Source organism: Zavarzinia sp. CC-PAN008 (assembly GCF_051903925.1).
In the GTDB taxonomy this organism is placed as follows: Bacteria; Pseudomonadota; Alphaproteobacteria; order Zavarziniales; family Zavarziniaceae.
Genome location: NZ_CP173678.1, coordinates 935,792 through 960,446, shown reverse-complemented (window position 1 = coordinate 960,446; position 24,655 = coordinate 935,792). Strand labels below are relative to the sequence as shown.

At 70.0% G+C, this 24,655-nt stretch carries 28 protein-coding genes and 1 other RNA gene; 10 read left to right on the top strand and 19 right to left on the bottom strand.

The window, feature by feature from the left end; all coding sequences use genetic code 11:
• Window positions 1-15: 15 nt before the first annotated feature.
• Window positions 16-792 carry a short-chain dehydrogenase/reductase gene (locus tag ACI6GS_RS04700; protein WP_439816623.1) on the top strand — a complete coding sequence of 259 codons (777 nt, stop codon included), beginning with the start codon at window positions 16-18 and terminating at the stop codon, window positions 790-792.
• Between the two features lie 35 nt (window positions 793-827).
• Here ACI6GS_RS04700 and pseI read toward each other — a convergent pair whose 3' ends face one another.
• From pseI to pseB, 6 genes are read right to left on the bottom strand one after another with little or no spacing between them, the layout of a single operon-like run.
• The gene (gene pseI / locus ACI6GS_RS04695) at window positions 828-1,883 is read right to left on the bottom strand and encodes a pseudaminic acid synthase (protein WP_439816622.1); all 1,056 of its coding nucleotides are present in this window, start codon (window positions 1,881-1,883) and stop codon (window positions 828-830) included.
• Complete coding sequence (gene pseH, locus ACI6GS_RS04690; RefSeq protein WP_439816621.1) at window positions 1,880-2,464, bottom strand: UDP-4-amino-4,6-dideoxy-N-acetyl-beta-L-altrosamine N-acetyltransferase; 585 nt, start codon at window positions 2,462-2,464, stop codon at window positions 1,880-1,882. The genes pseI and pseH overlap by 4 nt, the downstream gene beginning before the upstream one ends.
• Window positions 2,452-3,483, bottom strand: a complete 1,032-nt coding sequence (pseG, locus tag ACI6GS_RS04685) for a UDP-2,4-diacetamido-2,4,6-trideoxy-beta-L-altropyranose hydrolase (RefSeq protein ID WP_439816620.1) — start codon at window positions 3,481-3,483, stop codon at window positions 2,452-2,454. Before pseG ends, pseH begins: the two co-directional genes overlap by 13 nt.
• A complete protein-coding gene (locus ACI6GS_RS04680; RefSeq protein ID WP_439816619.1) occupies window positions 3,483-4,274 on the bottom strand; it encodes a cytidylyltransferase domain-containing protein in 792 nt (263 codons plus the stop codon). The genes pseG and ACI6GS_RS04680 overlap by 1 nt, the downstream gene beginning before the upstream one ends.
• Entirely contained in the window at window positions 4,271-5,506 is a 1,236-nt protein-coding gene (gene pseC / locus ACI6GS_RS04675) for a UDP-4-amino-4,6-dideoxy-N-acetyl-beta-L-altrosamine transaminase (RefSeq protein ID WP_439816618.1), read from the bottom strand. The genes ACI6GS_RS04680 and pseC overlap by 4 nt, the downstream gene beginning before the upstream one ends.
• Before the next feature lie 11 nt (window positions 5,507-5,517).
• Window positions 5,518-6,534: a UDP-N-acetylglucosamine 4,6-dehydratase (inverting) gene (gene pseB / locus ACI6GS_RS04670; RefSeq protein ID WP_439816617.1), complete on the bottom strand. Its 1,017-nt coding sequence runs from the start codon at window positions 6,532-6,534 to the stop codon at window positions 5,518-5,520.
• A gap of 186 nt (window positions 6,535-6,720) precedes the next feature.
• On the opposite strand from pseB, the gene ACI6GS_RS04665 reads away from it, so the two are divergent.
• Window positions 6,721-7,263: a PAS domain-containing protein gene (locus tag ACI6GS_RS04665; protein ID WP_439816616.1), complete on the top strand. Its 543-nt coding sequence runs from the start codon at window positions 6,721-6,723 to the stop codon at window positions 7,261-7,263.
• An 8-nt stretch (window positions 7,264-7,271) separates the two neighbouring features.
• Here ACI6GS_RS04665 and ACI6GS_RS04660 read toward each other — a convergent pair whose 3' ends face one another.
• Together ACI6GS_RS04660 and ACI6GS_RS04655 are read right to left on the bottom strand one after the other, a co-directional pair.
• Complete coding sequence (locus ACI6GS_RS04660) at window positions 7,272-8,120, bottom strand: EamA family transporter (RefSeq protein WP_439816615.1); 849 nt, start codon at window positions 8,118-8,120, stop codon at window positions 7,272-7,274.
• A 231-nt stretch (window positions 8,121-8,351) separates the two neighbouring features.
• The gene (locus ACI6GS_RS04655) at window positions 8,352-8,876 is read right to left on the bottom strand and encodes a Dps family protein (RefSeq protein WP_439816614.1); all 525 of its coding nucleotides are present in this window, start codon (window positions 8,874-8,876) and stop codon (window positions 8,352-8,354) included.
• Window positions 8,877-9,169: 293 nt separating this feature from the next.
• Here ACI6GS_RS04655 and msrB point away from each other — a divergent pair, with 293 nt between their 5' ends.
• Complete coding sequence (gene msrB, locus ACI6GS_RS04650) at window positions 9,170-9,586, top strand: peptide-methionine (R)-S-oxide reductase MsrB (protein WP_439816613.1); 417 nt, start codon at window positions 9,170-9,172, stop codon at window positions 9,584-9,586.
• A 6-nt stretch (window positions 9,587-9,592) separates the two neighbouring features.
• Here the strand turns inward: msrB and ACI6GS_RS04645 are convergent, their stop codons facing one another.
• Window positions 9,593-10,588: an NAD-dependent epimerase/dehydratase family protein gene (locus ACI6GS_RS04645; protein WP_439816612.1), complete on the bottom strand. Its 996-nt coding sequence runs from the start codon at window positions 10,586-10,588 to the stop codon at window positions 9,593-9,595.
• Between the two features lie 13 nt (window positions 10,589-10,601).
• Entirely contained in the window at window positions 10,602-11,852 is a 1,251-nt protein-coding gene (locus ACI6GS_RS04640; RefSeq protein ID WP_439816611.1) for a nucleotide sugar dehydrogenase, read from the bottom strand.
• A 262-nt stretch (window positions 11,853-12,114) separates the two neighbouring features.
• Here ACI6GS_RS04640 and ACI6GS_RS04635 point away from each other — a divergent pair, with 262 nt between their 5' ends.
• Window positions 12,115-13,449 carry a UDP-glucose dehydrogenase family protein gene (locus ACI6GS_RS04635; protein WP_439816610.1) on the top strand — a complete coding sequence of 445 codons (1,335 nt, stop codon included), beginning with the start codon at window positions 12,115-12,117 and terminating at the stop codon, window positions 13,447-13,449.
• A 132-nt stretch (window positions 13,450-13,581) separates the two neighbouring features.
• Here the strand turns inward: ACI6GS_RS04635 and ACI6GS_RS04630 are convergent, their stop codons facing one another.
• Window positions 13,582-14,526 (bottom strand): acetamidase/formamidase family protein, encoded by a 945-nt coding sequence (locus tag ACI6GS_RS04630; protein WP_439816609.1) that lies wholly within the window; start codon window positions 14,524-14,526, stop codon window positions 13,582-13,584.
• Between the two features lie 177 nt (window positions 14,527-14,703).
• On the opposite strand from ACI6GS_RS04630, the gene ACI6GS_RS04625 reads away from it, so the two are divergent.
• Both ACI6GS_RS04625 and ACI6GS_RS04620 read left to right on the top strand, forming a co-directional pair.
• Window positions 14,704-15,045 carry a hypothetical protein gene (locus ACI6GS_RS04625; protein ID WP_439816608.1) on the top strand — a complete coding sequence of 114 codons (342 nt, stop codon included), beginning with the start codon at window positions 14,704-14,706 and terminating at the stop codon, window positions 15,043-15,045.
• Window positions 15,045-15,416, top strand: coding sequence for a VOC family protein (locus tag ACI6GS_RS04620; RefSeq protein WP_439816607.1), 372 nt, complete (start codon window positions 15,045-15,047; stop codon window positions 15,414-15,416). The genes ACI6GS_RS04625 and ACI6GS_RS04620 overlap by 1 nt, the downstream gene beginning before the upstream one ends.
• A gap of 187 nt (window positions 15,417-15,603) precedes the next feature.
• On the opposite strand, the gene ACI6GS_RS04615 is transcribed toward ACI6GS_RS04620, so the two are convergent.
• Genes ACI6GS_RS04615 through gloB form a run of 3 tightly spaced genes read right to left on the bottom strand, consistent with a single transcriptional unit; the run spans window position 15,604 to window position 17,419 of the window.
• Window positions 15,604-16,062, bottom strand: a complete 459-nt coding sequence (locus tag ACI6GS_RS04615) for a cupin domain-containing protein (protein ID WP_439816606.1) — start codon at window positions 16,060-16,062, stop codon at window positions 15,604-15,606.
• Window positions 16,059-16,655, bottom strand: a complete 597-nt coding sequence (locus tag ACI6GS_RS04610) for a glutathione S-transferase N-terminal domain-containing protein (RefSeq protein WP_439816605.1) — start codon at window positions 16,653-16,655, stop codon at window positions 16,059-16,061. Before ACI6GS_RS04610 ends, ACI6GS_RS04615 begins: the two co-directional genes overlap by 4 nt.
• Entirely contained in the window at window positions 16,655-17,419 is a 765-nt protein-coding gene (gene gloB, locus ACI6GS_RS04605) for a hydroxyacylglutathione hydrolase (protein WP_439816604.1), read from the bottom strand. The genes ACI6GS_RS04610 and gloB overlap by 1 nt, the downstream gene beginning before the upstream one ends.
• A 61-nt stretch (window positions 17,420-17,480) precedes the next feature.
• Here gloB and ACI6GS_RS04600 point away from each other — a divergent pair, with 61 nt between their 5' ends.
• The 3 genes from ACI6GS_RS04600 (at window position 17,481) to ACI6GS_RS04590 (ending at window position 20,413) form a co-directional block, all read left to right on the top strand.
• Complete coding sequence (locus ACI6GS_RS04600; protein WP_439816603.1) at window positions 17,481-18,497, top strand: NADP-dependent oxidoreductase; 1,017 nt, start codon at window positions 17,481-17,483, stop codon at window positions 18,495-18,497.
• 180 nt (window positions 18,498-18,677) lie between these two features.
• Window positions 18,678-19,394: a 5-oxoprolinase subunit PxpB gene (pxpB, locus tag ACI6GS_RS04595; RefSeq protein ID WP_439816602.1), complete on the top strand. Its 717-nt coding sequence runs from the start codon at window positions 18,678-18,680 to the stop codon at window positions 19,392-19,394.
• On the top strand, window positions 19,394-20,413 hold the full coding sequence (locus tag ACI6GS_RS04590; protein ID WP_439816601.1) for a biotin-dependent carboxyltransferase family protein: 1,020 nt from the start codon (window positions 19,394-19,396) through the stop codon (window positions 20,411-20,413). The genes pxpB and ACI6GS_RS04590 overlap by 1 nt, the downstream gene beginning before the upstream one ends.
• 146 nt (window positions 20,414-20,559) lie before the next feature.
• Here the strand turns inward: ACI6GS_RS04590 and ACI6GS_RS04585 are convergent, their stop codons facing one another.
• The 5 genes from ACI6GS_RS04585 to ACI6GS_RS04565 form a co-directional block, all read right to left on the bottom strand.
• Window positions 20,560-20,925, bottom strand: coding sequence for a DUF6614 family protein (locus ACI6GS_RS04585; RefSeq protein WP_439816600.1), 366 nt, complete (start codon window positions 20,923-20,925; stop codon window positions 20,560-20,562).
• A 19-nt stretch (window positions 20,926-20,944) separates the two neighbouring features.
• The gene (locus ACI6GS_RS04580) at window positions 20,945-21,268 is read right to left on the bottom strand and encodes a YbaB/EbfC family nucleoid-associated protein (protein ID WP_439816599.1); all 324 of its coding nucleotides are present in this window, start codon (window positions 21,266-21,268) and stop codon (window positions 20,945-20,947) included.
• A 2-nt stretch (window positions 21,269-21,270) separates the two neighbouring features.
• Entirely contained in the window at window positions 21,271-23,109 is a 1,839-nt protein-coding gene (locus ACI6GS_RS04575; RefSeq protein WP_439816598.1) for a DNA polymerase III subunit gamma/tau, read from the bottom strand.
• A 118-nt stretch (window positions 23,110-23,227) separates the two neighbouring features.
• Window positions 23,228-23,324, bottom strand: an RNA gene (gene ffs, locus ACI6GS_RS04570) — signal recognition particle sRNA small type.
• Between the two features lie 324 nt (window positions 23,325-23,648).
• Window positions 23,649-24,011 carry a hypothetical protein gene (locus ACI6GS_RS04565; protein WP_439816597.1) on the bottom strand — a complete coding sequence of 121 codons (363 nt, stop codon included), beginning with the start codon at window positions 24,009-24,011 and terminating at the stop codon, window positions 23,649-23,651.
• A 245-nt stretch (window positions 24,012-24,256) separates the two neighbouring features.
• Here ACI6GS_RS04565 and ACI6GS_RS04560 point away from each other — a divergent pair, with 245 nt between their 5' ends.
• Window positions 24,257-24,625 (top strand): VOC family protein, encoded by a 369-nt coding sequence (locus ACI6GS_RS04560; RefSeq protein WP_439816596.1) that lies wholly within the window; start codon window positions 24,257-24,259, stop codon window positions 24,623-24,625.
• Window positions 24,626-24,655: the final 30 nt, after the last annotated feature.

The following is a 24,655-nucleotide window of genomic DNA, read 5'->3' as shown; positions in this document are numbered from 1 at the left end:
AAAGGAAGAAACGGGATGGATCTGCACCTGACGGGCAAGCGTGCCCTGGTTACCGGCGCGTCGAAGGGGATCGGGGCGGCCGCGGCGGAGGTCCTGGCCGAGGAAGGGTGCAACCTGCGCCTGGCGGCGCGTGATGCGGCCGGCCTGGAAGGGCTTGCCCGGCGCCTGCGCCGCGCCCATGGGGTCGAGGTGTCGGTCCACCCGACCGACCTGCGCGATCGCGCCGCCCTGGCCGCCCTGGCCCAGGCGGCGGCGGACGTGGACATCCTGATCAACAATGCCGGCGACATTCCCGGCGGCAACCTGGAGACGGTGGACGAGGCAACCTGGCGCCATGCCTGGGAGCTGAAGGTGTTCGGCTACATCAACCTGACGCGCGCGATCTATGCCGCGATGAAGGCGCGTGGCCACGGTGTCATCGTCAACGACATCGGGGCGGCGGGGGAGCGGTTCGATGCGAACTACATTGCGGGCTCCGCCGGCAATGCGGCGCTGATGGCCTTTACCCGGGCCCTGGGCGGCGCCAGCCTGAAGGACGGCATCCGGGTCGTCGGCATCAACCCCGGTCCGGTCGAGACGGACCGCATCGTGAGCCTGATGAAAACGCGCGCCAGCGCAGTATTGGGCGACGAAGCCCGCTATCGGGACCTGATGGCCAGGTTCCCCGGCGGCCGGGCCGCCAGCCCGCGGGAGATCGCCGACATGATGGCCTTCCTGGCTTCGGACCGCTCGGCCTATACCAGCGGGGTCATCATCACGATCGACGGCGGCCTGTGCGCCAGCGCAGGCTGAGCCGCGACGCCAGCTGAGCGCGACGCCACCGGCCATCAATCCTGTTGCAGCAGGTCCCATGCCAACGGCGTGCCGCGGGCAATGGGCCGGGCGGCTCGTGACGCCAGGACGCGGTCCAGGTGCTTCGGCGCCAGGCCGTGGCCGGGACGGATGGAGCGGACGTTCTGGCTCGTGAAGGCCTCGCCTCCGGCGATGTCGCGCACGGCATAGAGCGAGCGGCGATAGGTGGCGTTGGCCTGCTCCGCCGCTGCCCTGGCATAGCTGACCTGGCCGATGGCCTCACGTGCGGCGCGGCAGCCCTGGACCAGGGCGGCGACCTCGGCCGGCTCCAGCGAGAAGGCGGCATCGGGGCCGCCGTCCGCGCGGGCCAGGGTCACATGCTTCTCGATCACGCAGGCGCCGAGCGCCACCGCCGCGACCGAGACGCCGATCCCCATCGTGTGGTCCGACAGGCCGGGGATCACGCCAAAGGCCTGGCCCAGGTGCGGGACGGTCGCCAGGTTGGCCTGGGACGCGGGCGTGGGATAGCCGCTGATGCAGTGCAGCAGCACGATCTGGCTGGCGCCGGCGTCGCGCGCGGCCTCCACTGCCTCCCCGATCTCGCCCAGGCTGGCCATGCCGGTCGACATGATGAGCGGCTTGCCCGTGCGCGCCACGCGCCGGATCAAAGGCAGGTCGACCAGCTCGAACGAGGCGATCTTGTAGGCAGGCGCGCCAAGCTGCTCCAGCAGGTCGACCGCCGTCGGGTCGAAGGGAGAGGAAAAGACCGTGATGCCGATCCTGCGCCCGTGCTCGAACAGGTCGGCATGCCAGTCCCAGGGGGTTGCGGCCTCCTGGTACAGGTCGTACAGGCGGCGGGCATGCCACAGGCCGCCTTCGATGGTGAAGCCGGGGCCGTCATGGTCCAGCGTGATCGTGTCGGCGGTATAGGTCTGCAGCTTGACCGCGTCGCAGCCGGCAGCCTTGGCCGCGTCCATCAGGGCCAGCGCCCGGCCCAGGTCGCCATTGTGGTTGCCCGACAGTTCCGCGATCACATAGGGCGGCTGGGTCGGGCCGATGGCGCGGCCGGCTATGGCGATGTCCGGGATCATGCCTTCTCCGCCAGTTGAGCCACGATCCGCGCCCGCTCTCGCTGCCAGTCGGCGGTGAACAGGGCCAGGCGGATCACGTCGATATGCTGCCCGTCCTTCTCGATCTGGTCGCGGAAGGTGCCTTCGACCTGGAAGCCGAAGCCCTGGTGCATGCGCACCACGGCGTCGTTGCTGGCCAGCACCTCGCACCCGATCTTGCGCAATCCGTGGTGGTTCGTCATGCGGTCCAGGGCCAGGACCTCCATCACGCTGCCCAGGCCCTTCGGCCGCTCGTCCGGGCCGATGTAGAACGCCCAGAAGCAGGTGCCGTGGCGCGCGTCGATCGCGCTGATCGAGACGAAGCCCATCGGCTGCCCCCGCCATTCGGCGATCAGCAGGTCCAGGCGAGGGTCCCGCACGGCTGCATCCCACCAGCGCGCGTGTTCATCCGCGCCGATCTGGTGGTCGGTATACATGTGGCGCCGCACGGCCGGCGCGTTGCGCCAGGCCCGCACCCGCTCGCGGTCGTCGTCGCGAACCGGGCGTAGCACCACGTCGGCCAGCGTGGCGCGGGGAAACGCGGTGGTGCTCAGGCCGCCCATGATTCGGGCTCGAGCCTTGCGGCAATGCGCCAGGCGCCGGTGCCGTCGACCAGTGCGGCAGAGCGCCGGGCCAGCTTGCGCCGGGCCATGTCATTGGTCAGCAGTGCCTGGACCTGCTCGCGCACATGCACCGGCTCCAGGCTGTCGAGCAGCACCACGGCCCCGTCGCGCGCCATGCTGGTGCAGGCTTCGCGCTGGTTGTCGGCAACGATCGCGACCAGGCTGGGCAGGCCCAGGCAGGCGCGTTCCCACAGGGTGCTGCCGCCAGCGCCGATGGTCAGGTCGGCCTCGACCATCAACTCGGCCATGGACGGTGGGTCGACATGCAGGTGCGCCTGCGGCCCGAACGCCGCGACCTGGGCCGCGACCGGGGTCAGGTGCGGGGCAGCCGCACCCAGGACCACATCGACGGCAATCCCGGGGTCGAGCCCCTGCAGCGCCGTCAGCACCGCGGATGTCGCATTGGCGCCGTCGGTTCCCCCCATGCTGACCAGCAGGCGCGACACCGGGCGGCCGTCGCGCCGGGCCAGGGCCGCATTGCGCTGGACCGCGAATTCCGGCCGCAGCAGGGCCTGGGCGCAGCCCGCCATGACCGTGCAGTGCGCCGGCACGAAGGGGCGGTGGCCGGCAGCAGTGCGGCCGTGGCCCTGGTCGATCAGAAGGTCGCAGTCATGGCGGCGATGCCCGTCCTCCAGCACCGCGATGCGCTGGGCCCAGTGGCGGCATGCCTGTTCGAAGGCGAACCCCCGCTGGTAATGGTCGACCAGCAGCAGGGCGCAGCCCTGGGGCCAGCGCGTGGCCATTGCCTCCGCCTCGTCCTTCTCCGGCCCGTCCAGGATGCAGATGCCATCGGCCAGGGCCTGCGCCCGGGGGACGGCCTCCAGCGTGCCCGGCCGGCAGGCCAGGCCGATGCGCCAGCCACGCGCCGCCAGCACCTCGGCCAGGACCATGCTGCGCATGACATGGCCGGCCCCGATGTCCAGCCCGGCATCGGCGCGCACGACGAAAAGCGGCCTCATCATAGGCTCCCCCATGCAGCGGCGGCACGGTCGGCGGCCCCGCCCTCGGCCGCGATCGACGCCTTCAGACCTTCCAGCCGGTCGTGGCCCTGGTTCATGCGGCCGATCTCCGGGTGGGCGTGGACGATGGCCAGGGGCACGCGCCAGGCATGGGCTGCCGGCCCGAGCGGCATGTGCCGAGCCAGCGCCCGGAGCATGGCCAGGTCGTCGGCATGGTCCAGCGTCCAGCGCAGGGCGACGTCCGGCCCACCGGGGCCCGGCAGGTTGCCCTTGGCCAGCGCCGGATGGGTCCGGATCCAGGGCGAGACATGCTCCCGCTCCGACGGCAGGCGGGCCTCCTGCCCCGCCGCCTCCAGCGCTGCCCGCGTCATGATCTCGGCATCCAGGCCGTGCGGATAGGTGGGCGGCGCGTTGTTGGTGGCGTAGTCCAGGCCCCGCTCAGCACGGAAGCGGATCAGCGCGTCGATCAGGGCGGGATCGGCCAGCGGGCAGTCGCTGGTGATGCGCACAACCACGTCCGCAGCGACCTGCCGCGCGGCACCCACATAACGGTCCAGCACATCGGATTCGGAGCCGCGATGGACCTGTGCGCCACAGGCCAGGGCCTCTGCCGCGACGGGATCGTCGGCCGCCTTGTCCGGCACGGCGCAGACGACGACGTCGGCCAGCGTCGCAGCCAGCGCCCGCTCCAGCACCCAGGCCAGCACGCTGCGTCCGCCCAGGTCCATCAGCACCTTGCCCGGCAGCCGTGTCGAGCCCAGGCGGGCCTGGATGATGATGGCGGTGGTCATTGTTGCAGGCCCAGCACCGCCGCCAGTGCCGCCACGACGCGGGCCACGTCGTCCTCGCCCATGGTGGGGAACAGCGGCAGGCTGAGCGCCGTGTCGTAATACGCATCCGCGCCGGGCAGGACCTGGTTGCCATAGCGGTCGCGGTAATAGGGCTGGCGATGGACGGGCAGGTAGTGGACCTGGCTGCCGATGCCGCGCGCCTGGAGCGCCCGCATGACCGTCGCCCGTTCGATGCCGGCACCTGCGAAGTCGATGCGGACCACCATCAGGTGCCAGGCAGGATCCTGCCCCGGCAGCCGCGCCAGGGGCTGAACAACCGGGGCCAGGGCGGGCAGCAGCCGGTCATAGGTCGCGACAAGGCGCGCCCGGGCCGAAACGAACCGGTCCAGCTTGCCCAGCTGGCTGAGGCCCAGCGCGCAGTGGATGTCGGATTCGCGGAAGTTGAAGCCCGGCTCCGGCATCTCGTAATACCAGGGATTGGGGCCACCGGCGCTGTCCAGCGCCTGCTCGGGCACGGCAAAGGGGCCCGGTGCGCGGACCATGCCATGGCTGCGCAGCAGGCCCAGGCGGCGGGCCAAGCCGGCATCGCTGGTCGTCAATGCGCCCCCTTCGCCCATGGCGATCGTCTTGACCGGGTGCATGGAGAACGTGCTGAGGCGGGTCAGCGTTCCATCGCCGGCGCGGTGGTCTCGGCCATTCGACGTGAAGCGGCTGCCCAGCGCGTGACAGGCATCGTCCATCACGGCGATGCCGTGGCGTTCCGCGATGCCGGCGATGGTCGCCAGGTCCACGCACTGGCCGGCCAGGTGGACGGGAAATACGGCCTTAACCGGGCCGGGGCTGCGCGCGATCGCGGCCTCAACCTCCGCCGGTCCCATCAGGCCGGTGGCTGGGTCGACGTCGGCAAAGACCACCTCCGCCCCCACATAGCGGGCGGCATTGGCGGTCGCCAGGAAGGTGACGCTGGGCACCACGACATGGTCGCCCGGTCCCAGGCCCAGGGCCAGCGCGCCCAGGTGCAGCGCCGCCGTCCCGTTGGCGACGACGACCGCGTATGCTGCCCCCACCGCCTGGGCAAAGGCTGCCTCGAACGCGGCGACCGCGGGTCCCCCGGTCAGGAAGTCGGAGCGCAGCACCGCGGCCACCGCCAAGATGTCGTCCTCCTCGATCACATGGCGGCCATAGGGCAGGAAGGCCGGTTCGCCTTCCAGTGCCGGGGCCGATCCGTCCACCGCAGGTCCCCTCAGGCCGCGACTTCGGTCTTGGCCAGGATCGCGTTCAGCTGCGCCGGGTCCAGCCACTGGCTGTTGGTGTTGCTGGCATAGCTGAAGCCGGGATCGACGGCACGCCCGCCCTGGCGCGCGTAATAGTCGCGCAGGGTGGTGAAGTCGGGCAGCAGGACATAACGGTCGTCCAGCTCGACGGTCGAGCGCGCGTCGTCTTCGGAAATCATGATCTCGTGCAGCTTCTCGCCCGGCCGGATGCCGATCATCTCGGTCGGCAGGTCGGGGGCGATGGCCTGGGCCATGTCGGTGATCTTCATCGACGGAATCTTGGGCACGAACAGCTCGCCCCCCTTCATCATGGAGAGCGAGCTGAGGACGAAATCGACACCCTGCTCCACCGTGATCCAGAAGCGGGTCATGCGCGCGTCGGTGATGGGCAGGGATGTTGCGCCATTGCGGATCAGCTGGCGGAAAAAAGGGATCACGCTGCCGCGGGAGCCGACGACGTTGCCATAGCGCACGACCGCAAAACGTGCGCCGTTGCGACCCGACAGGTTGTTGGCGGCGATGAAGATCTTGTCCGAGGCAAGCTTGGTCGCGCCATAGAGGTTGATCGGGTTGGCGGCCTTGTCCGTCGACAGGGCGACCACCTTCTGCACGCCCGCATGCAGCGCCGCCATGACGACGTTCTCCGCCCCCTTGATGTTGGTGTTGACGGCCTCCATCGGGTTGTACTCGGCCGCCGGCACCTGCTTCAGGGCGGCGGCATGGATCACATAGTCGACATCGCGCATGGCCAGTTCCAGGCGCTGCTGGTCGCGCACGTCCCCCAGGAAGAAGCGCATGCAGGACTGGTTGCGGAACTCCGGCATGGTCTGCATGTCGAACTGCTTCATCTCGTCCCGGCTGAAGACGATCAGGCGCCGCGGCTGGTAGTGCCGGACCAGGGCGCGGGCAAAGGCCTTGCCGAACGAGCCCGTGCCCCCGGTGACCAGGATGCTTTTGTCCTCAAGGTCGATGGCTGGCAGGGCCATGGCGCGTTCTGCTCCGCAGTTCCAGTGGGGCCATCCTGGCGCCCGGGTCTTGACGTTCGGTTAACTATGACCGAACCGGTTAACCATGGCGTATCCCCGCGGCATGCGCAGCGGGAACCGTCTTGACCGGGCGTCGTTTCGTATCCTGTTGGGGCCGCCTTGTGTCCTGCAGACGGCGAGGGACCGGTGCCCGTAGACATCCGTACGACGGCAGACGATTTCAGCGGCACCCAGGTGCGCCGGTTTGCCAGCCATTGGCAATCGCTGCGGCGTGGGCGCGAGATGCCGGCGCGCCATGACCTGCACCCCCGGGACTTTGTCTTCTGCCTGTCCAGCGTCCTGCTCGTGGATTTCAGCTACCAGCCGTTTCGCGTCCGCTTCCGCGTCGTGGGCACGGACGTGGTGCGGGTGGCGCGGCGCGACTTCACCTGGTCCTATCTGGACGAACTGGATTTCCCCGACGAAGCCGCCGGCCAGGGCTGGCAGGATTTCTATGCCGCGATGGTCCGCGAGCGGCGGCCCCTCTACTCGGTGGTGCCGGCCAGCCTGGTGGCGGACGACCCCCGCCGGCTGGAAATCGGCCTGTTCCCCCTGTCCAGCGACGGCCGCGTGATCGACAAGGCGATCTGTGTCGAGGATGTGGAGATGCTGGGCCGCTGGACCGAGCGGATGCCGCCCGTCGCCTTTCATCCGCGGCCGCCGCAGAACGTGCCCGCCGGCTGCCTCTGAATCAGGATTCAGGCCAGGCGCAGGGCCATGGCGCCAGCGGCAATGGTCAGCGCGGCCGAGATGCGCACCGGCCCCAGGCGTTCCTTCAGCAGCAGCGATGCGATCGCAAGGCCGAACAGGATCGACGTCTCGCGCAGGGCGGCAACCATGGCGATCGGCGCCTGCGTCATCGCCCACAGGGCCAGGGTATAGGAGCCGACGATGGCACAGCCGCCGCCCAGGCCGACCAGCCAGCGCCGCCGCACCTGGGCCATGACCGGCGCGAGCCCCCGCCGCCACACGACGTAGAGGCCGAAGGGGAGCACCTCCAGCAGGGACGAAAGCAGGACATAGGCCCCGGCATTGCCGGAAAGCCGCACTCCATGGCCGTCCAGTACCGTATAGGTCGCGATGATCCCGGCATTGGCCAGGGCCAGCCAGGTCACGCGGCGGCTGCCATCGGCGTGCGTCCGGTCGCGCAGCAGACCCAGGCCCAGCACGCCGGTACAGATCAGCACGATGCCCAGCCACTCGCCCGTGCCCAGCACCTCGCCCAGCAGCCAGGCGCTGCCCAGGGCCACGATCAGCGGCGCCGTCCCCCGCATCAGCGGATAGGCATGGGCCATGCCGCCCGCCTCATAGGCCGCGGCGACCAGCGCCAGGTAGCCCAGGTGGACGACGACGGACGCGGCGAGATAGGGCCAGCACTCCCAGGCCGGCAGGCCAACCAGGGGCAGCCCCACAACGGCCAGTGCCGCGGCACCCAGGGTCACCACCAGGGTATCGACCAGCTTGTCCGGTCCGGAGCGGACCATGGCGTTCCAGCTGGCGTGCAGGAACGCGCCGATCAGGACCAGGGCAAGGACTTCAAGGGACATTCGGGCCGCCGTCCCGGCAAGCACCGCCGGGTGGCGCGCACATTACGGTTCCGTGACAGCGCTTCCAACCGTCGGGCGGCTCAATTCAGCCATGCCGCCGCGATGCCCCGGGATCCGCCGGCCAGAGGTACGGGGCGAAGCCCAGAGACCAGGGTGCCGGGAGGTGTGAAGGAGCGGCCCTTGCCTGGACACGCTCCCTCGCCGCCACCCGGCTCGCGTCTGGCGGGGGGGTCAGGTGTCGCGCGTGGCCTCGAACAGGAACCAGATGCGCTGTTCCGCCTCGTCCACCCAGTTCTCGATCAGGCTGGCGGTCGCGATGTCGCCATGTTCGTCGCACAGGTCATGGGCCGTGCGCAGGTGCTCGACCATCGCCTTGTTGTCCTCGCGCAGCTCCGCCAGCATGTCCTTCGGCGACACGAAGTCGGCGTCGTTGTCCTGGATCCGCTGAAGCCGGGAGACATGGCCGATGGAGCGCAGCGTGGTCCCGCCGATCTTGCGCGCCCGCTCCGCCATGATGTCGGTCGTGGCCAGCAGCGCCGCCGCCTGCTCGTCCAGCAGCAGGTGATAGTCACGGAAATGCGGGCCCGAGACATGCCAATGGAAGTTCTTGGTCTTGAAATAAAGGGCATAGGTATCGGCCAGGAGCAGGTTCAGCGCTCCCGCGATATCCGGTACGGCATTTGACTTCAGGTCGGTGGGCGTCTGAAGCGGCGCCTTGCGCTTGGTCTTGGCGTCCAGCTTTGCGTCCTTTGCCATCGGGTTCTGCTCCTTGCAGGGCGGGACGGCGCCGGGGCACAGGCCTCCGGTCGCGGCGACCCGCGGGAAATTGCCATACGCCTACATTTCTGAAGTGGCCGGTCTCGCGCTGGCTGTCAATCGACAAGCGACGATGCCGCACGCCGGGCGGTACGCCCCCGGATGGCCATGCCGGATGAACGGTCCTGCGGCCCGGAAGTTCCGTCTGCTCCACCCGATCATCAAGCCGGGTTATGGTGGCCCGCCTGGGTGCCTATATTCAGGACAGCCCACGCCCCAGCCGGGAGATGTCCATGAGCACCGCCGCCCCGACCACCAAGGCCTTTCCCGTCACTCGGACGGACGCGGAATGGCGCAGCCTTCTGACGCCGGAGCAGTACCAGGTGCTGCGTCACCACGCGACCGAGCGCCCCGGCAGCTGCGCCCTGCTGCACGAGAAGCGCAAGGGGACCTGGGCCTGTGCCGGCTGCGGCAATAAGCTGTTCAAGACAGAGACCAAGTTCGAGAGCGGCACCGGCTGGCCCAGCTTCGACGAGCCGCTGCCTGGCGCGGTGGGCACCACGCGCGACACCAGCCACGGCATGATCCGGGTGGAGGTGCACTGCGCCCAGTGCGGCGGGCACCTGGGCCACGTCTTCCCCGACGGTCCGCCGCCCAGCTACCAGCGCTATTGCATGAACGGCATCGCCATGGACTTCACGCCAGACTGACCGCGATCAGGCCGCCGGCGCGGCGAGCCCCTTGTAGTCCAGGTACCAGTCCACGAAGCGGCGCACGCCGACGCTGAGCGGCGTCGTCGGGCGGAAGCCGGTCGCCGCGTGCAGCGTGTCGATGTCGGCGAAGCTCGCCTTCACGTCGCCGGGCTGCAGCGGTTCGAACTGCTTGATGGCGGTGCGGCCCAGCGCCTGCTCCAGCAGGGCGATCATGTCCATCAGCGCTTCGGGATGGTTGTTGCCGATATTGTGCAGGACATGCGGCACCGCCCCGTCCACGACCGGTGGCGGGCGGTCCAGCACGGCCAGCACGCCGCTCACGATGTCGTCGACGAAGGTGAAGTCGCGCCGCATGTCGCCATTGTTGAAGACACGGATCGGCCGCCCCGCCAGGATCGCCTCGGTGAACAGCCACATGGCCATGTCCGGCCGGCCCCACGGCCCATAGACCGTGAAGAAGCGCAGGCCCGTGGTCGGCAAGCGATAGAGATGGGCGTAGGTGTGGCTCATCAGCTCGTCCGCCTTCTTGGTGGCGGCATAGAGCGAGATCGGGTTGTCCACGCGGTCGGCGACCGAGGAGGGCGCCTTGGCATTGGCGCCATAGACCGAGCTGGACGAGGCATAGACCAGATGGCGCAAAGCCGGGCCCAGGCCGCGCGCAATCTCCAGGATCGACAGGTGGCCCGTCAGGTTGGCCTTGGCATAGGCGAAGGGCCGCTCGATCGAGTGGCGCACGCCGGCCTGCGCCGCCAGGTGCACGATGCGGTCGATATCCAGGCCGTGCAGCAGGGCCTGCACCGCCTCGTGCTCTGACAGGTCCGCCTCAAGGAACGTGAAGCCGGGCTGGTCGACAAGGCGGGCCAGCCGGTCGCGCTTCAGCTGGACGTCGTAGTACGGGTCCAGGTTGTCGACGCCCACGACCGCCTCGCCGCGCGCCAGCAGGGCGCGCGCGGTGTGATAGCCGATGAACCCGGCGGCACCGGTAACCAGGATGGCCATGCCCACTCAAGCCCTATAGCCGTCCGTCCACCGCATCTGCCGGCAGCACGGATTTCACGTCGTACACGACGGCGTCGCCGTGCCCAAAGGCACGGATCGCGTCAGCTCCCCAGGCTCGGTATTCCCGATGGGCGACCGCCAGGACGATCGCGTCATAGCTTCCTGCCTGGGGCTGTGCCACCAGGTCCAGGCCATATGTCCGCTTCACGTCCGCCGGGTCGACCCACGGGTCGTGCACCGCAACCTCCGCCCCGTATGTGCGGAATTCCTCCACGACGTCAATCACCCGCGTGTTGCGGGCGTCCGGGCAGTTCTCCTTGAAGGCGAAGCCCAGGACCAGGACGCGGGCGCCGGCCACATGCAGCCGCCGCCGGACCATCAGCTTGACGACCTCGGCCACGACATGGCGGCCCATGCCGTCATTGATGCGCCGGCCGGCCAGGATCACTTCCGGGTGATGGCCCAATGCCTCGGCCTTGTAGGTCAGGTAGTAGGGATCGACCCCGATGCAGTGGCCGCCCACCAGGCCCGGGCGGAAGTCCAGGAAGTTCCATTTGGTGGCGGCCGCGTCCAGCACCGCCTGGGTGTCCAGGCCCATGCGGTTGAAGATCACGGCCAGCTCGTTGACCAGGGCGATGTTCAGGTCGCGCTGCGTGTTCTCGATCACCTTGGCCGCCTCGGCCACGCGGATCGACGGTGCGCGGTGGGTTCCGGCGCCGACGATCCGGCCATAGACGGCGTCGACAAGGTCGGCGACGGCGGGGCTGGATCCCGAGGTCACCTTGACGATGCCGGACAGCTTGTGCGCCCGGTCGCCCGGATTGGCCCGTTCGGGGCTGTAGCCGACGCCGAAATCGCGGCCAAGGGCCAGGCCGGACGTCCGCTCCAGCACGGGGACGCAGACCTCCTCCGTGGCGCCTGGATAGACGGTCGATTCATAGACGACAATGTCGCCCCGCTTCAGGACCGCCCCCACCGTCTCGCTGGCGCGGATCAGGGGGGTGAAGACCGGCTGCTTGTGGTCGTCGACCGGGGTCGGCACCGTCACGACAAAGAAGGTGACGTCGGCCAGCGCCGCGGGATCGGCCGTCACGCGCAGGGGCACGGCGGCCAGTTCCTCCGCCGTCACCTCGCGCGTGGCGTCGTGGCCGGCGGCCAGTGCTGCGACCCGGTCCGCGTCGATGTCGAAGCCGACGACCGGGAAGTGACGGGCCAGCGCCACCGCCAGCGGCAGCCCGACATAGCCCAGGCCGATCACGGCCATGCGGAGGTCCTGCAGCGCGTGCATGAGGCGGGCGGATCCCGATGAAGGCGGAGGCCAAGCTCTAGCCCAAGCGCCGCCGGCAGGAAAGGGCGCGGCAGCCGCGCCCACGATACACGCCTGCCGCGTCATGACGCAGTGCAACATGGAAAAAGCTGTTGCCCCGCGCTGGCCGCCTGGACACTTTGTGGCCGCGGGTCGCGCCATGGGCGCCGGACGGCGCCAAGGTCCCTGACATGCGGGACCAGGGACGAAGGAGTAGTTGATGCGCGTTGCGATGATCGGGACGGGCTATGTGGGCCTGGTCTCCGGGGCGTGCTTTTCCCAGTTCGGCCACCACGTCGTCTGCGTCGACAAGGATGCCTCCAAGATCGCGCGGCTGGAACAGGGCGAGATCCCGATCTTTGAGCCTGGCCTGGACAAGCTGGTGGCCGACAACGTCGCCGCCGGCCGCCTCACCTTCTCCACCGACCTCAAGGCCTCCGTCGCCGGGGCGCAGGCCGTCTTCATCGCGGTGGGCACGCCCAGCCGGCGCGGCGACGGTCATGCCGACCTGTCCTATGTCTTTGCCGCCGCGGCCGAGATCGCGGCATCGCTGACCGGCTATGCCGTCGTCGTCACCAAGTCGACCGTGCCGGTGGGCACGGGGGCGGAGGTGTCGCGCATCATCCGCCAGACGCGCGCCGATGCGCAGTTCGATGTCGCCTCGAACCCCGAGTTCCTGCGCGAAGGCTCGGCGATCGAGGACTTCATGCGCCCCGACCGCGTCGTGGTCGGCACCGACAGCGACCGCGCGCGCGAAGTTCTGCGCGAGCTCTATCGCCCGCTGCACCTGATCGAGACGCCGATCCTGTTCACCGGGCGGGAGACGGCGGAGCTGATCAAGTACGCCGCCAATGCCTTCCTGGCGACCAAGATCACCTTCATCAACGAGATGGCCGACATCTGCGAGAAGGTCGGCGCCGACGTCCAGATGGTGGCCAAGGGGATCGGCCTGGACAAGCGCATCGGCGCCAAGTTCCTTCATGCGGGCCCCGGCTATGGCGGCTCGTGCTTCCCCAAGGACACGCTGGCCCTCACCCGCACCGCGCGCGACGTGGGCACGCCCAGCCGCATCGTCGAGGCGGTCGTACAGGTGAACGAGGCGCGCAAGGAGGCGATGGCCGACCGCATCGCCGCAGCCCTGGACGGCAAGCTGTCGGGTGCGCGCGTCGCGGTCCTGGGCGTCACCTTCAAGCCCAATACGGACGACATGCGCGATGCACCCAGCCTGGAGATCCTGCCCCGGCTGATGTCACTGGGTGCCAGCGTCGTCGCCTTTGACCCGGAGGGCATGAAGGAAGCGGCACACCTGATCCCCGGCGTCACCTGGGCGACCGGCGCCTATGAGACGATGGACGGCGCCGACGTGCTCGTGATCCTGACCGAGTGGAACGAGTTCCGCGCCCTCGACCTGGGCGAGGTGCGCGCCCGCCTGAAGCAGCCCATCGTGGTCGACCTGCGCAACGTCTACGCGCCCGAGGAGATGGCCCGCGCCGGTCTGCGCTACGTCTCCATCGGCCGCCCCCCGGTCGACGCCAAGGCGCTGGCGGCGGTCTGAGGCGCGGCACCCGATGGCCGGCGCCTTGGCCCGACGCCGTTGATCTTGTCGGGATTTTCCCAACAGCCGTCATCCTGAGGAGGGCCGAAGGCCCGTCTCGAAGGATGTCGGCGCGGCCGGCCCGCCGCAGCCCTACGCAAAGACGATTCGGGGGAAGTAGAAGCTGACCACCCAGTTGGGCTGGTCCACCACCTCGCTGATGCGCAGGTCGCCGCAGACCGAGCACAGCATGTAGGCATCGACGGGGTCCAGGCCATGCTCGTCGGCCAGCAGGTCGATCATGCGCGCGACACTCTCCCGCACTCCAGTCAGAAGGTCGGGGCCGATACCCAACGTCACCTCATAGCCCGCTGCATCGAGGTGCCGCGACACCGGTCCTGCCGTGGTGAAGCGCGGGGCCGCAAGCGGCCGGTCCTTGATGAGGTCCAGGCTCAGCTCGACGTCCATCGCCGTCTCGATCGCGGTGCCGCAGACCTCGCCATCGCCCTGCGCCGCATGGGCGTCTCCGATCGAGAACAGCGCGCCGTCCACCTCCACCGGCAGGTAGAGCACCGTTCCCTCGCCCACGTCGCGGATGTCCATGTTGCCGCCCACACGGCGTGGCGGCACGATCGAATGGTGTCCGGGCTCGGCCGGGGCGACGCCGATCGTGCCGGCCATCGCCTTCAGCGGCACACGCCCACCCGGCCCGAACGCCGCGGGCACCTGGCCCGTCGTGTCATAGGTCCAGACGGCCAGGGCCGGGTCCGGGAACTGGTCGGCCAGGATGCCGAAACCTGGAATATTGGCGGTCCAGCCCAGTCCGGACGGGTGGAAGCGATGGATCGTCACCTTCAGCACATCGCCCGGCTGCGCCCCTTCGACAAACACCGGTCCCGTCACCGGATTGATACGGCCGAAGTCCAGCCCGGCGACGTCGGACACGGTCGAACCCCTTGTCAGCTGCCCATCGGATGCGTCGCGGCACTCGAAATGGATGCGGGCGCCGGGCCGCGCGCTGAGGACGGGCGCGAAATCCCGGCTCCAGCCATGGTGGATGCTGTTGCGGTGGATCGTATGATCGCAGGCGGCGCACATGGCGGGCTCCAGTCGGCTGGGCTGTCGGCCAGAGCTTGGCGTGCCCCGGCGCGTGGGCGCAATGCGCCAGGCTCAAAACCCAGCTTGGGCGCTTGTCCGCCGGGGCTGGCGGGAACCGGCCCGCCGCCGCATCCTTGTCATCCGACGCCACCGGGACTGAAGGGAAGGATCCGTTTCGTGAAGCACGTCCCCCTGCCGCCGCGCCTTGCCCCCATGGCCGATCCGATCCGCCGCTGGGCCAGCGGCGAGAAGGACGTGGAGGCGGTCTACCTGCACGGTGCCCGCGTGACCGGCATCGCCCGCGACAGCGACCCGCTGGACCTGGCCTTGGCCCTGACGGGGTACGAGGCCGACGACATCTTTGCCGGCTTCCTGCTCGACGGCCCACGCTGGCAGGCAGAGCTCAGCGCCGCGACGGGGCTGCCGGTCATGTTGTCCATCGCCCATCCCGAACTGCGGCCCAAGGTGTGGCGCGCCCTGCATGTGGCCTGCGTGCCCGTCTATGTCGCGGCGCCGTGATGGATCAGGGCCAGTTCCACAGCATCAGCGCGATCACATTGGCGACCCACGACATGGCGCGCGCCGTGGCCTTCTACTCAGCCCTGGGCCTGCCCCTGGCCTATGGCGGTGCGGAGGCCGCCTTCACCAGTTTCCATATTGGGCCGGCGCACCTGAACCTGATCCCGATGCCGGCCGATCGCACCTGGTCCTGGTGGGGACGGACGATCATCTACCATTCCGACGTCGATGCCCTGCATGCCCGCGCCGTCGAGGCCGGGCTGAAGCCAGAGGCCCCGCCCCGCGACGCCGAATGGGGGGAGCGCTTCTTCCACATCACCGACCCCGACGGCCACGAACTCAGCTTCGCCTGGCCTCTGTCCCCACGCTAGGGAATCGGCGGTGCTGGCACAGGCGCCGGGACTTGCGCTGAAAAGCGTTTATGTTCATGGGCTTGAACCGGCGATGGCCGTCCTGTCGCTGGCCGGCACGGAAGCGAGCCCGGGCCCGTCCGATGACGGTTTCGGCGGGTCTGACATCACCTGAACGTCAGGCGCCCCGGGCTTAACCGGGGCGGGATCAGGTGTCGAGGGGTGGCGCCCAGCCGGGGGGCGCCATCTCGAACCCCGCGAACTCGAACGCCGGGGCGACGGTGCAACCGACCAGGGTCCAGGCTTCCGGCGCCGCCTGTGCGGCGTGGCGCGCTGCCTGCCAGGTACCGGCCGGCACCACGACCTGGGGTCGCTGGCCGGCCCCCAGGTCGACACCCAGGACATGCGTCGCGACCGCGTCCCATCCGTCCCGCCACAGGCGCAGGACGAGCGGCGCCCCGGCGTGGAAGTGCCAGACCTCTGCCGCATCGACGCGATGCCAGTGCGAGTGCTCGCCCACCCGCAGCAGGTAGTGGATCGCGGTCGACGCCGCGCGGGCGCCGGATCCGCCCGCATCGCGGAACGTCTCGCGGTAGTGGCCGCCCTCCGGATGCGGCACCAGGTCCAGGAGGGCGATCACCGTCTCTGCGCTGAGGGCTGCGGTCACGCGGGCGCGGTCGCCTTCAGCGACGGCCGTTCCGCGATCCCCGCGTACCAGTCCGCCAGCCGGGGATGCGTGTCGCGCCAGGGTTCATGCGCGAAGCGGAAGTCGAGATAGCCGAGCGCGCAGGCGGTCGCCAGGCTGCCCAGGGTGATGGCCTGGAGTTCGTCGGCCCGTGCCTCCAGCGCATCCAGTGCGTGCACCACCTTCTCGCCCTGGCGGGCGATGAAGCCCTGCGACTTCTCCCCCTCCGGCCGCCCGGCCTCCAGCCGGCGGGCCAGCGCGCTGTCGGTCATGCCGTCGGCCAGGGCCTCCAGCCGCAGGATGCGGAAGCGCGCCTCGCCCGGTGGCAGCAGGTCGGTGCGTCCCGCCTGTGCGATCAGCCAGGCGGCGATCAGGCGGCTTTCGAACAGCGTGCCGGTCGCGGTGCCCGTGACCAGGGCCGGCACCTTGCCCAGGGGGTTGTGCTGCTGCACCTCGGACCCTGGGGCCCAGGGGTCGGAGGGGATCAGTTCGATCTGCCGGTCCAGCCCGGTCTCGAGCGCCACGACCCGCACCTTGCGGACATAGGGAGAGGTGGGGGAATGGTAGAGCTTCATCAGAACGTATCCTTGCGCCGGCGGGTCTCCGCGAATACCGCAACATCGCTGCCGCCGCCAACTGCCGCGCGCAGTTCGGCGCTGGCCCAGCGCAGGAAGGGGTTGGCCGCCTTCTCTGCCCCGATGGTCGCGGGGATGGTGGGCTGGCCCGCGGCGCGCAGGGCCTCGACCTCCCTGGCGCGGGCCTGGAGGGCGGCATTGCCCGGCTCGACCGACAGGGCGAAGCGGATGTTGGAGGCCGTGTATTCGTGGCCGCAATAGATGCGGGTGGCGTCCGGCAGGCCCGCCAGTTTGGCCAGCGAGGACTGGAACTGCTCCGGTGTCCCCTCGAACATGCGGCCGCAGCCGATGGAGAACAGCGTATCGCCGGTGAAGGCGGCATCGGCGTCGGGGAACCAGAAGGCGATGTGCCCCTTGGTATGGCCCGGAATGTCGAAGATGCGGACCTGGTGCCCGCCGAATGTCCAGGGCGCATCCTCGCCCACTGCGATATCGATGCCGGGGATCCTCTCCGCATCGGCGGCTGGCCCCACCACCTGGGCCCCGCTTTCGGCCTTCAGGTCCAGGTTGCCGCCGGTATGATCGAAATGGTGGTGGGTGTTCAGGATGAAGTCGAGGCGCCAGCCCCGCGCGGCCAGGGCCTGGCGGACGGGTTCGGCTTCGGACGGGTCCACCACGCCCACGGTCCCGGCTTCGGGATCGCGGATCAGGTAGGCGTAGTTGTCGGCCAGGCAGGGCACGAGCTGGATGTCGAGGGCACGCATGTCCGCAGTCTAGCCTCCTGACGACGGCACAGGACAAGACCCACAAACGGGGGAGGACCACATGGCGGAACGCATGAACAGGCAGTGGCGGCTGGCGCGGCGGCCGACGACCGGCACGCTGGACCGGTCGCACTTCGACTTCGTGACCGAGCCGGTGCCCGCCCTGCACGATGGCCAGTTCCTGGTCCGGCTCAGCCACCTGTCCTGTGACCCGACGCAGCGTGGCTGGGCGGCGGGCGACACCTATTGGCCGGCGATCCCGCTGGGCGAGGTGATGCGCGGCTTTTCGGGCGGCACGGTGATCGAAAGCCGCCATCCCGATTTCCGCGAGGGCGAGCGGGTCCAGGGCCTGTTCGGCTGGCAGGATTATGCGGTGACGAACGGCACCGGCCTGTTCCCGGCGCTGAAGATCCCCGACGGCATCGCGATGGAGCAGGCGCTTGGCGTGTTCGGCCTGACCGGCTTGACCGCCTATTTCGGCCTGCTGGAAGTCGGTCGGCCCAAGCCGGGCGAGACGGTGCTCGTCTCCGGGGCCGCGGGCGCCACCGGCGCCATCGTCGGCCAGATCGCGAAGGTCAAGGGCTGCCGCGCCGTCGGGATCGCTGGCGGTGCCGACAAATGCCGCTGGCTGGTGGAGCAGGCGGGCTTTGACGCAGCCATCGACTACAAGGCGGGCGACCTGGCGGGGCAGCTGGCCCAGCACTGTCCGCAAGGGGTCGATGTCTTCTTCGACAATGTCGGGGGCGAGATCCTGGACGCGGCCCTGGGCGCGCTGGCCATGCATGCCCGCGTGGTTATCTGCGGCGCCATTGCCCGCTACCAGGACTTCTCCAAGTCCACGGGCATGCTGCATGCCACCTACCTGAACCTGCTGATGCGCCGCTCGCGCATGGAAGGGTTCCTGGTGCTGGACTATTACGACCGTCTGGAGCCGGCGCTGAAGGACCTGACCGAATGGGTGCGCAATGGCCGGATCAAGGACAAGGTCGACGTGCGGCCGGGCCTGGACAAGGCGCCCGAGATCTATGACGCCCTGTTCACCGGCGGCAATGACGGCAAGCTGCTGATCCAGGTCTGAGCCGAGCCGGCCGGGCTTGGGTGCACTCGACCGCCCCTCGGTCCCTTCCCCCCTCGCGGGGGAAGGTTAGGATGGGGGGCGGTGACGACGTGCGATCGCTTGAGGTAAAGGCTCTTGTGGATTCGCCCCCCCCACCCAACCCTGCCCCGCGAGGCGAGCGGGCTTGCTCACGGCCAACCGATGAGTCCCCGCATCCTGCCGTGCGGCGATGCGGCCTTGAGTGTGGAGTTCGGCGCTGCGGTCGATCCAGACCTCAACGCCCGGGTCCTGGCACTGGATGGTGCCTTGGCCGTTGAGCCGGTAGCCGGGATCGTCGAGACGGTGCCGACCTATCGTGCGCTCTTCGTCCAGTACGATCCGACCGCGATCGGCTTCGAGGACCTGGCGGCACGCCTGCGCGCCCTGGCCGATACCGCCGCCGACCACCCGGCCCTGGGCCGGCTGTGGCGTGTGCCCGTCGTCTATGGCGGCGCGTTCGGAGAGGACCTGGCGGCGGTCGCCGCCCATGCCGGGTTGACCCCGGACGAGGTGATCGCCCGCCACACCGCCCGCGACTATCGCGTCTACATGATCGGCTTCACGCCTGGCTTTGCCTATCTGGGGGGCCTGGACCCGGCTTTGGCCATGCCGCGGCGGGCTGAGCCAAGGGGCCGCACCCCGACCGGCGCAATCTCGATCGGTGGCGTCCAGACCGGCATCCACTGCATCGAGGCGCCGAGCGGCTGGAACCTGCTGGGCCGCACCCCCGTCCGCACCTTCCAGCAGGGGCGGGACCCGATGTTCCTGCTGGAGCCGGGTGATCGCATCCGGTTCGAGGCGGTTCCGGCCGATGCCTGGGACGACCTGGACGCCGCGGCCGCCCGGGGCGAGCCCGTCGCCACCCTGCTGGACGCCTGATGCCTGTCCTGAACGTGCTGGAGGCGGGGCCCGCCACGTCCATCCAGGATGCGGGCCGGCGCGGCGTGCAGCGCTATGGCGTGGCTCCGGCCGGCGCCATGGACCGCCTGGGCCTAGCCTGTGCCAATGCCCTGGTGGGCAGCGCGATCGACGCCGCGGCGATCGAGCTGGGCCCCTTTCCCGCCCGGGTGCAGGCCGAGGGCGGTCCGGTGCGCCTGTCCCTGGCGGGTGCCGCGCGAGAGGCCGCCGTGGATGGGCGCGTCCTGGCGCCGGGCACGACCATCACGCTGGAGCCGGGCCAGGTGCTGGCCCTGCGCGCCGCGCGGGGCGGCGTGTTCAGCTATGTCGGGATCGCGGGCGGACTGGATGCCGCCCCCATCCTGGGCAGCCTGTCGGTCCAGGCCCGCGCCGGCCTGGGCAGCCCGTTCGGCCGGCCGCTGCGCAGCGGCGATCGCCTGCCGCTCCTACCCCTCGCCCTGGTCGGGCCGGAGCGGACGCTGGCCCTGCCCCCGCCGGCCGAAGGACCGCTGCGCGTGGTGCTGGGTCCACAGGACGACCACTTCACGGACGACGCCATTGCCCTGCTCCAGGCGACGGACTGGCGCATCTCGGCCCTGTCCGACCGCATGGGTTGCCGGCTGGAGGGGCCGACACTGGCGCATCGCGGCGACTTCAACATCGTCTCCGACGGCTCGCCCCTGGGGGCGATCCAGGTGCCGGGCAATGGCCTGCCGCTGGTCCTGCTGGCCGACCGGGGGACGACCGGCGGCTATCCGAAGATCGCGGTGATCATCACGCCCGACCTGCCCCGCTTCGTGCAGGCGCCTGTCGGCAGCACGGTGCGCTTCCAGGCCGTGGACGTGGCGCACGCGCAGGCCGCCGCCCGCGCCTTCGCGCAACGGCTCGCCGCCCTGCCTGAGCAGGTGACGGAGCTCCGCGGCCCCCTCCTCTCGAGCGAGGCCCTGCTCGCGCAGAACCTGGCCGGCGACGCGGTCGACGCCCTCGCGCCGCTGGCGTAGCCGTGGCGCCCGATGCTTCGAGACGCGACCCTTCGGGCCGCTCCTCAGCATGACGCTGTTGATCTTGAGATCATTTTCCTGACGGCGTCATGCTGAGGAGCCGGCCATCAGGCCGGCGTCTCGAAGCATCGGGCGCACCGCCCGGTCTATCCCGCCGTCAGTCCGAAGCGTTCCTCGCCCTCGTGCCGCTGGGGGTCGGGGAAGTCGCGGTAGAGCGCGAAGCGGGCATTGGCGATCCAGGCGTTGACGCCATGGTGCATGCCCTCCACCGGGTCGCGGCGGGTGGAAACCGACCGGAAGGCCGCATCGAGCTGGGCCAGGTCGCGGACCTCGATCATGACGTGGAACTCGCCGAGATCGGGTGGCCCCAGGCCCAGCTTGCGCCGGGTCAGGCGCCAGCCGGCGATCAGCCCCTGCCCCGCCAGATGGTCCAGGAAGCGGCCGATCCGGCGGGAAAAATCGACATCGCCCATGCCGGGCTTCAGGTCACCCCAGACGTGGTAGAGGTCCATGGCCGCCCTGCCGCGCTGCTCAGAACGGCAGCTTGAAACCCGGCGGCAGGGGAATGCCGGACATCGCCTCCCGCGTGCCTTCGGCCACATGCGCCTCGACCTTGGCCTTGGCGTCGGCATGGGCGGCCAGGATCAGGTCCTCCAGGACCTCGACCTCCTCGGGGTCGGCCAGGGACTTGTCGATGCGGATGCCCTTCAGCTCGCCCTTGCCGTTCAGCGTGACGTTGACCATGCCCGCCCCGGCGCTGCCGGTGATTTCCGCCTCCGCCAGCTTGGCCTGCAGTTCCTGCATCTTGCCCTGCATGGCCTGGGCCTGCTTCAGCATGTTGCCGAGGTTCTTCATGTTCAGTCCTCGCCCTCAAGGGAATCGGGATCAAGAAAGTCGGGAAAGACCAGGTCGTCGTCCGCCATGGGCCGTTCCGACGCGATCGATTCCTCCGGCACCACAACGGATTCGCTGACCAGGCGATCCCGGATCGGACCCAGCTGGGCACCGGGAAAGGCCGACAGCACGGCGCGGACCAGCGGATCCTCCTGCGTGCGCAGGCGCAAGGCGGCATCCGCCGCGCGCTGCTGCTCCGACAAGGTGGCGCCGCCCTGGCCGTCGCCGGCGATCACCGTCCACGGCTTGCCCGTCCATTCCTTGAGCTTCGCCGCCAGGTCGCGCGTCAGGTTCTGGGGTGCCGTTCCCAGGTTCAGCTCCAGCCGCCCCGGGGCAAAGGCCAGTGGCCGCACCTTGCTGGTCAGGTGGCTGAACAGGACCGCCTCCTTGCGGTCGCCGACCAGGCGGACGACGGCTGCGAAATCCTCCGGGTCGGGCAGGGCCTGGGGCTCGGCCACCACATCGCGCGGCCGCAGCGCCACCACGTTCGAGGCGCGCGCCCCGCCCCCGCTCCCGCCGCCCCCGCCGGCCGGGGGTGGCCGGTACGGGGCGCCCCCCGGCCCGCCAGTCAGCTCGCGGATCAGGTCAGCCGGGTTGGGCAGGTCGGCCGCATGGCACAGGCGGATCAGCACCATTTCGGCCGCGGACAGGGCGGACGGCGCGTTGCGTGCCTCGTTCAGGCCCTTCAGCAGCATCTGCCACACCCGGCTGAGCGTCGCCAGGTCCAGCTGTGCCGCCAGCGCCTCGCCCCGGCTGCGCTCCAGCTCGGTCGTGGTCGCGTCCTCCCCGGCGTCGGGCACGGCCTTCAGACGGCTCAGCCAATGGGTCGTCTCCAGCAGGTCCTCCAGCACGACCAGCGGCTCCGCGCCGGCGTCGTACTGGCTGCGCAGCTCCGCCAATGCCTCGGCCATGCGGCCGGCCATGACGTGCTGGAACAGGTCGAAGATGCGGTCCCGGTCCGCCAGGCCCAGCATCTCGCGTACCGGCTCCTCGGCAACGGTGCCGCCCGCATGGGCGATCGCCTGGTCCAGGAGGGAGAGGCTGTCGCGGACCGAACCTTCGGCGGCCCGGGCGATCAGGGCCAGCGCGCCGCTGGTCGCCTGCACGCCCTCCGCCGCGCAGATGCGGCCCAGGTGCTGCATCAGGCGCCCCGTCTCGATGCGGCGCAGGTCGAAGCGCTGGCAACGCGACAGGACGGTGACCGGCACCTTGCGGATCTCGGTCGTCGCCATGATGAACTTCACATGCGGCGGCGGCTCCTCCAGCGTCTTCAGCAGCGCGTTGAACGCCGCCGTCGACAGCATGTGCACCTCGTCGATGATGTGCACCTTGAACCGCGCGGAATTGGGCGCATAGCGCACGCCGTCGATCAGTTCGCGCATGTCGCCCACGCCCGTGTGGCTGGCGGCGTCCTGCTCCAGCACGTCGACATGGCGCGATTCGGCGATCGCCACGCAATGCACGCACACGCCGCACGGCTCGACCGTGGGCCCGCCGGTGCCGTCGGGGCCGATGCAGTTCAGGCCGCGGGCGATGATGCGGGCCGTGGTCGTCTTGCCCACGCCGCGCACGCCCGTCAGCATGAAGCCCTGCGCCAGGCGCCCCGCCGCGATCGCGTTGGACAGGGTGCGGACCATCGGCTCCTGCCCGATCAGTTCGGCGAAGGTCGAGGGGCGATACTTGCGCGCCAGGACGCGATAGGGCGTCGCCTGCGCGGCGGGCGCGGGCACGCCCAGGTCGAGCGCGGGCAGGGGAAGGCCGGGTTCGTCCGTCGGACCGGGGGCTGAAGGCGCGTCGGTCACGGGTCCTGCGTTCCGGCTGGGCCCCTGGGTCTGGGCTGTTGGCGGTTGGCATCGACCCCGGCCCGATGGTCACCTGTGGTGCGCATCACGGGGGCGTGCATGTCCCCGGCATGGCGGGGTGGGAGGCTGGACGCGCGACCCGAACCGGTCTCGTTACGGCTGCTTCCTTCCGGACCTGACCGAGTTGGCGAGGAGTCCGTCCGTCGCCAACCTCCCGCCCGCAATATCGGGGTTCCGCACGCGGATGGCAAGCCGTCCGCATCGCCGCAGGCAGGGGCGCATGGCACGTGGGGCAGGGGGTGTTGGCGGGTCCGGCCGGTCAGGAGGGGAGCCTGGGGGAGCGCGGTGGCGGGAAGGGGCTGGGGGGCTGGGGTTTTCCCGCCACCGCATTGGCCGGACCCATACTCGGCCAACGCCAAGGAAGATGATGGTGCAATGCGGCCGGCAATTGGCCGAATTGAGGCGAAGTCGGGGCATTGTGTTTCGGCCAGGTAACGCAGCCTGACGGGCGTTGCGCGCGGTCGAATGCAGGTCCTGCTTCAGATGTCGGGAACGTAGCCCAGCCACAGCGCCAGGGCACAGGCGACCACCACCGCCACAAGCGCCGGCCGGCCCAGGCGGGCCGCGGCCTGGGCCATGCGGCCGCGCAGGAGCAGGAGGGCGGCGACCCCGGTGCCCGCCAGGACCAGCACGACCAGCCACCAGCGCAGGGCGCCCAGGCCGTGCAGCAGGATGGCCGCCTCGAACGGCAGAACGATGACGCCCAGTGACCGGCGCACCGGGTTGCTGTCATGCAGCGCCTGCCCCCGGCCCGCCAGGAATGCGGCGCGGTTGTCGATCATCGCGGCCAGGCAGCCGGCGACGAAGACCGGCAGGACCCAGGCAGGCGTCCAGTACAGCACGGCAGCCCCGTCATGCGACCGCGAACCCCCTGCCGCGGCCCTTGGCGCAGGGTGCCGCAGGCCGGGCCACCGGCACAAGAATGCGGTTGACAGGCCGTCCGCCCATTTTACAGTCGTGTGCCGTTGTACATGGCAATGACAGACAACAACCTTTGCCCGATTGAATTGATCACATGGCACCCCGTCGTTCCGATGACAGGGTCGATGATCTGCGGGTCGCGGCATGACGAGAAGGGGAGTGGGACATGATTGGATACACCACCGTCGGCACCAACGACATGGCGCGTGCCCTGGACTTCTATGATGCGGTCCTGGGTGACCTTGGTGGCAAGCGCAGTTGGGGGACCGACCGCATGCAGGCCTATCAGTCCGGCGGTCCCGGCATGTTCGTCGTGTGCACCCCCTATGATGGTCAGGCCGCGACATCCGGCAATGGCACGATGATGGGGTTCCCCGCCGCGTCGCAGGCGGCCGTCGACAAGGCCTATGCCACCGCGATCGCCAAGGGCGCCGTATGCGAGGGCAAGCCCGGCGACCGCGGCCAGGGCTTCTATGGCGCCTATTTCCGCGACCTCGACGGCAACAAGCTCGTGGTCTTCAACATGGCCGGCTAGCCGGCGCCGGTCGACCGGCCCACCCGCCAC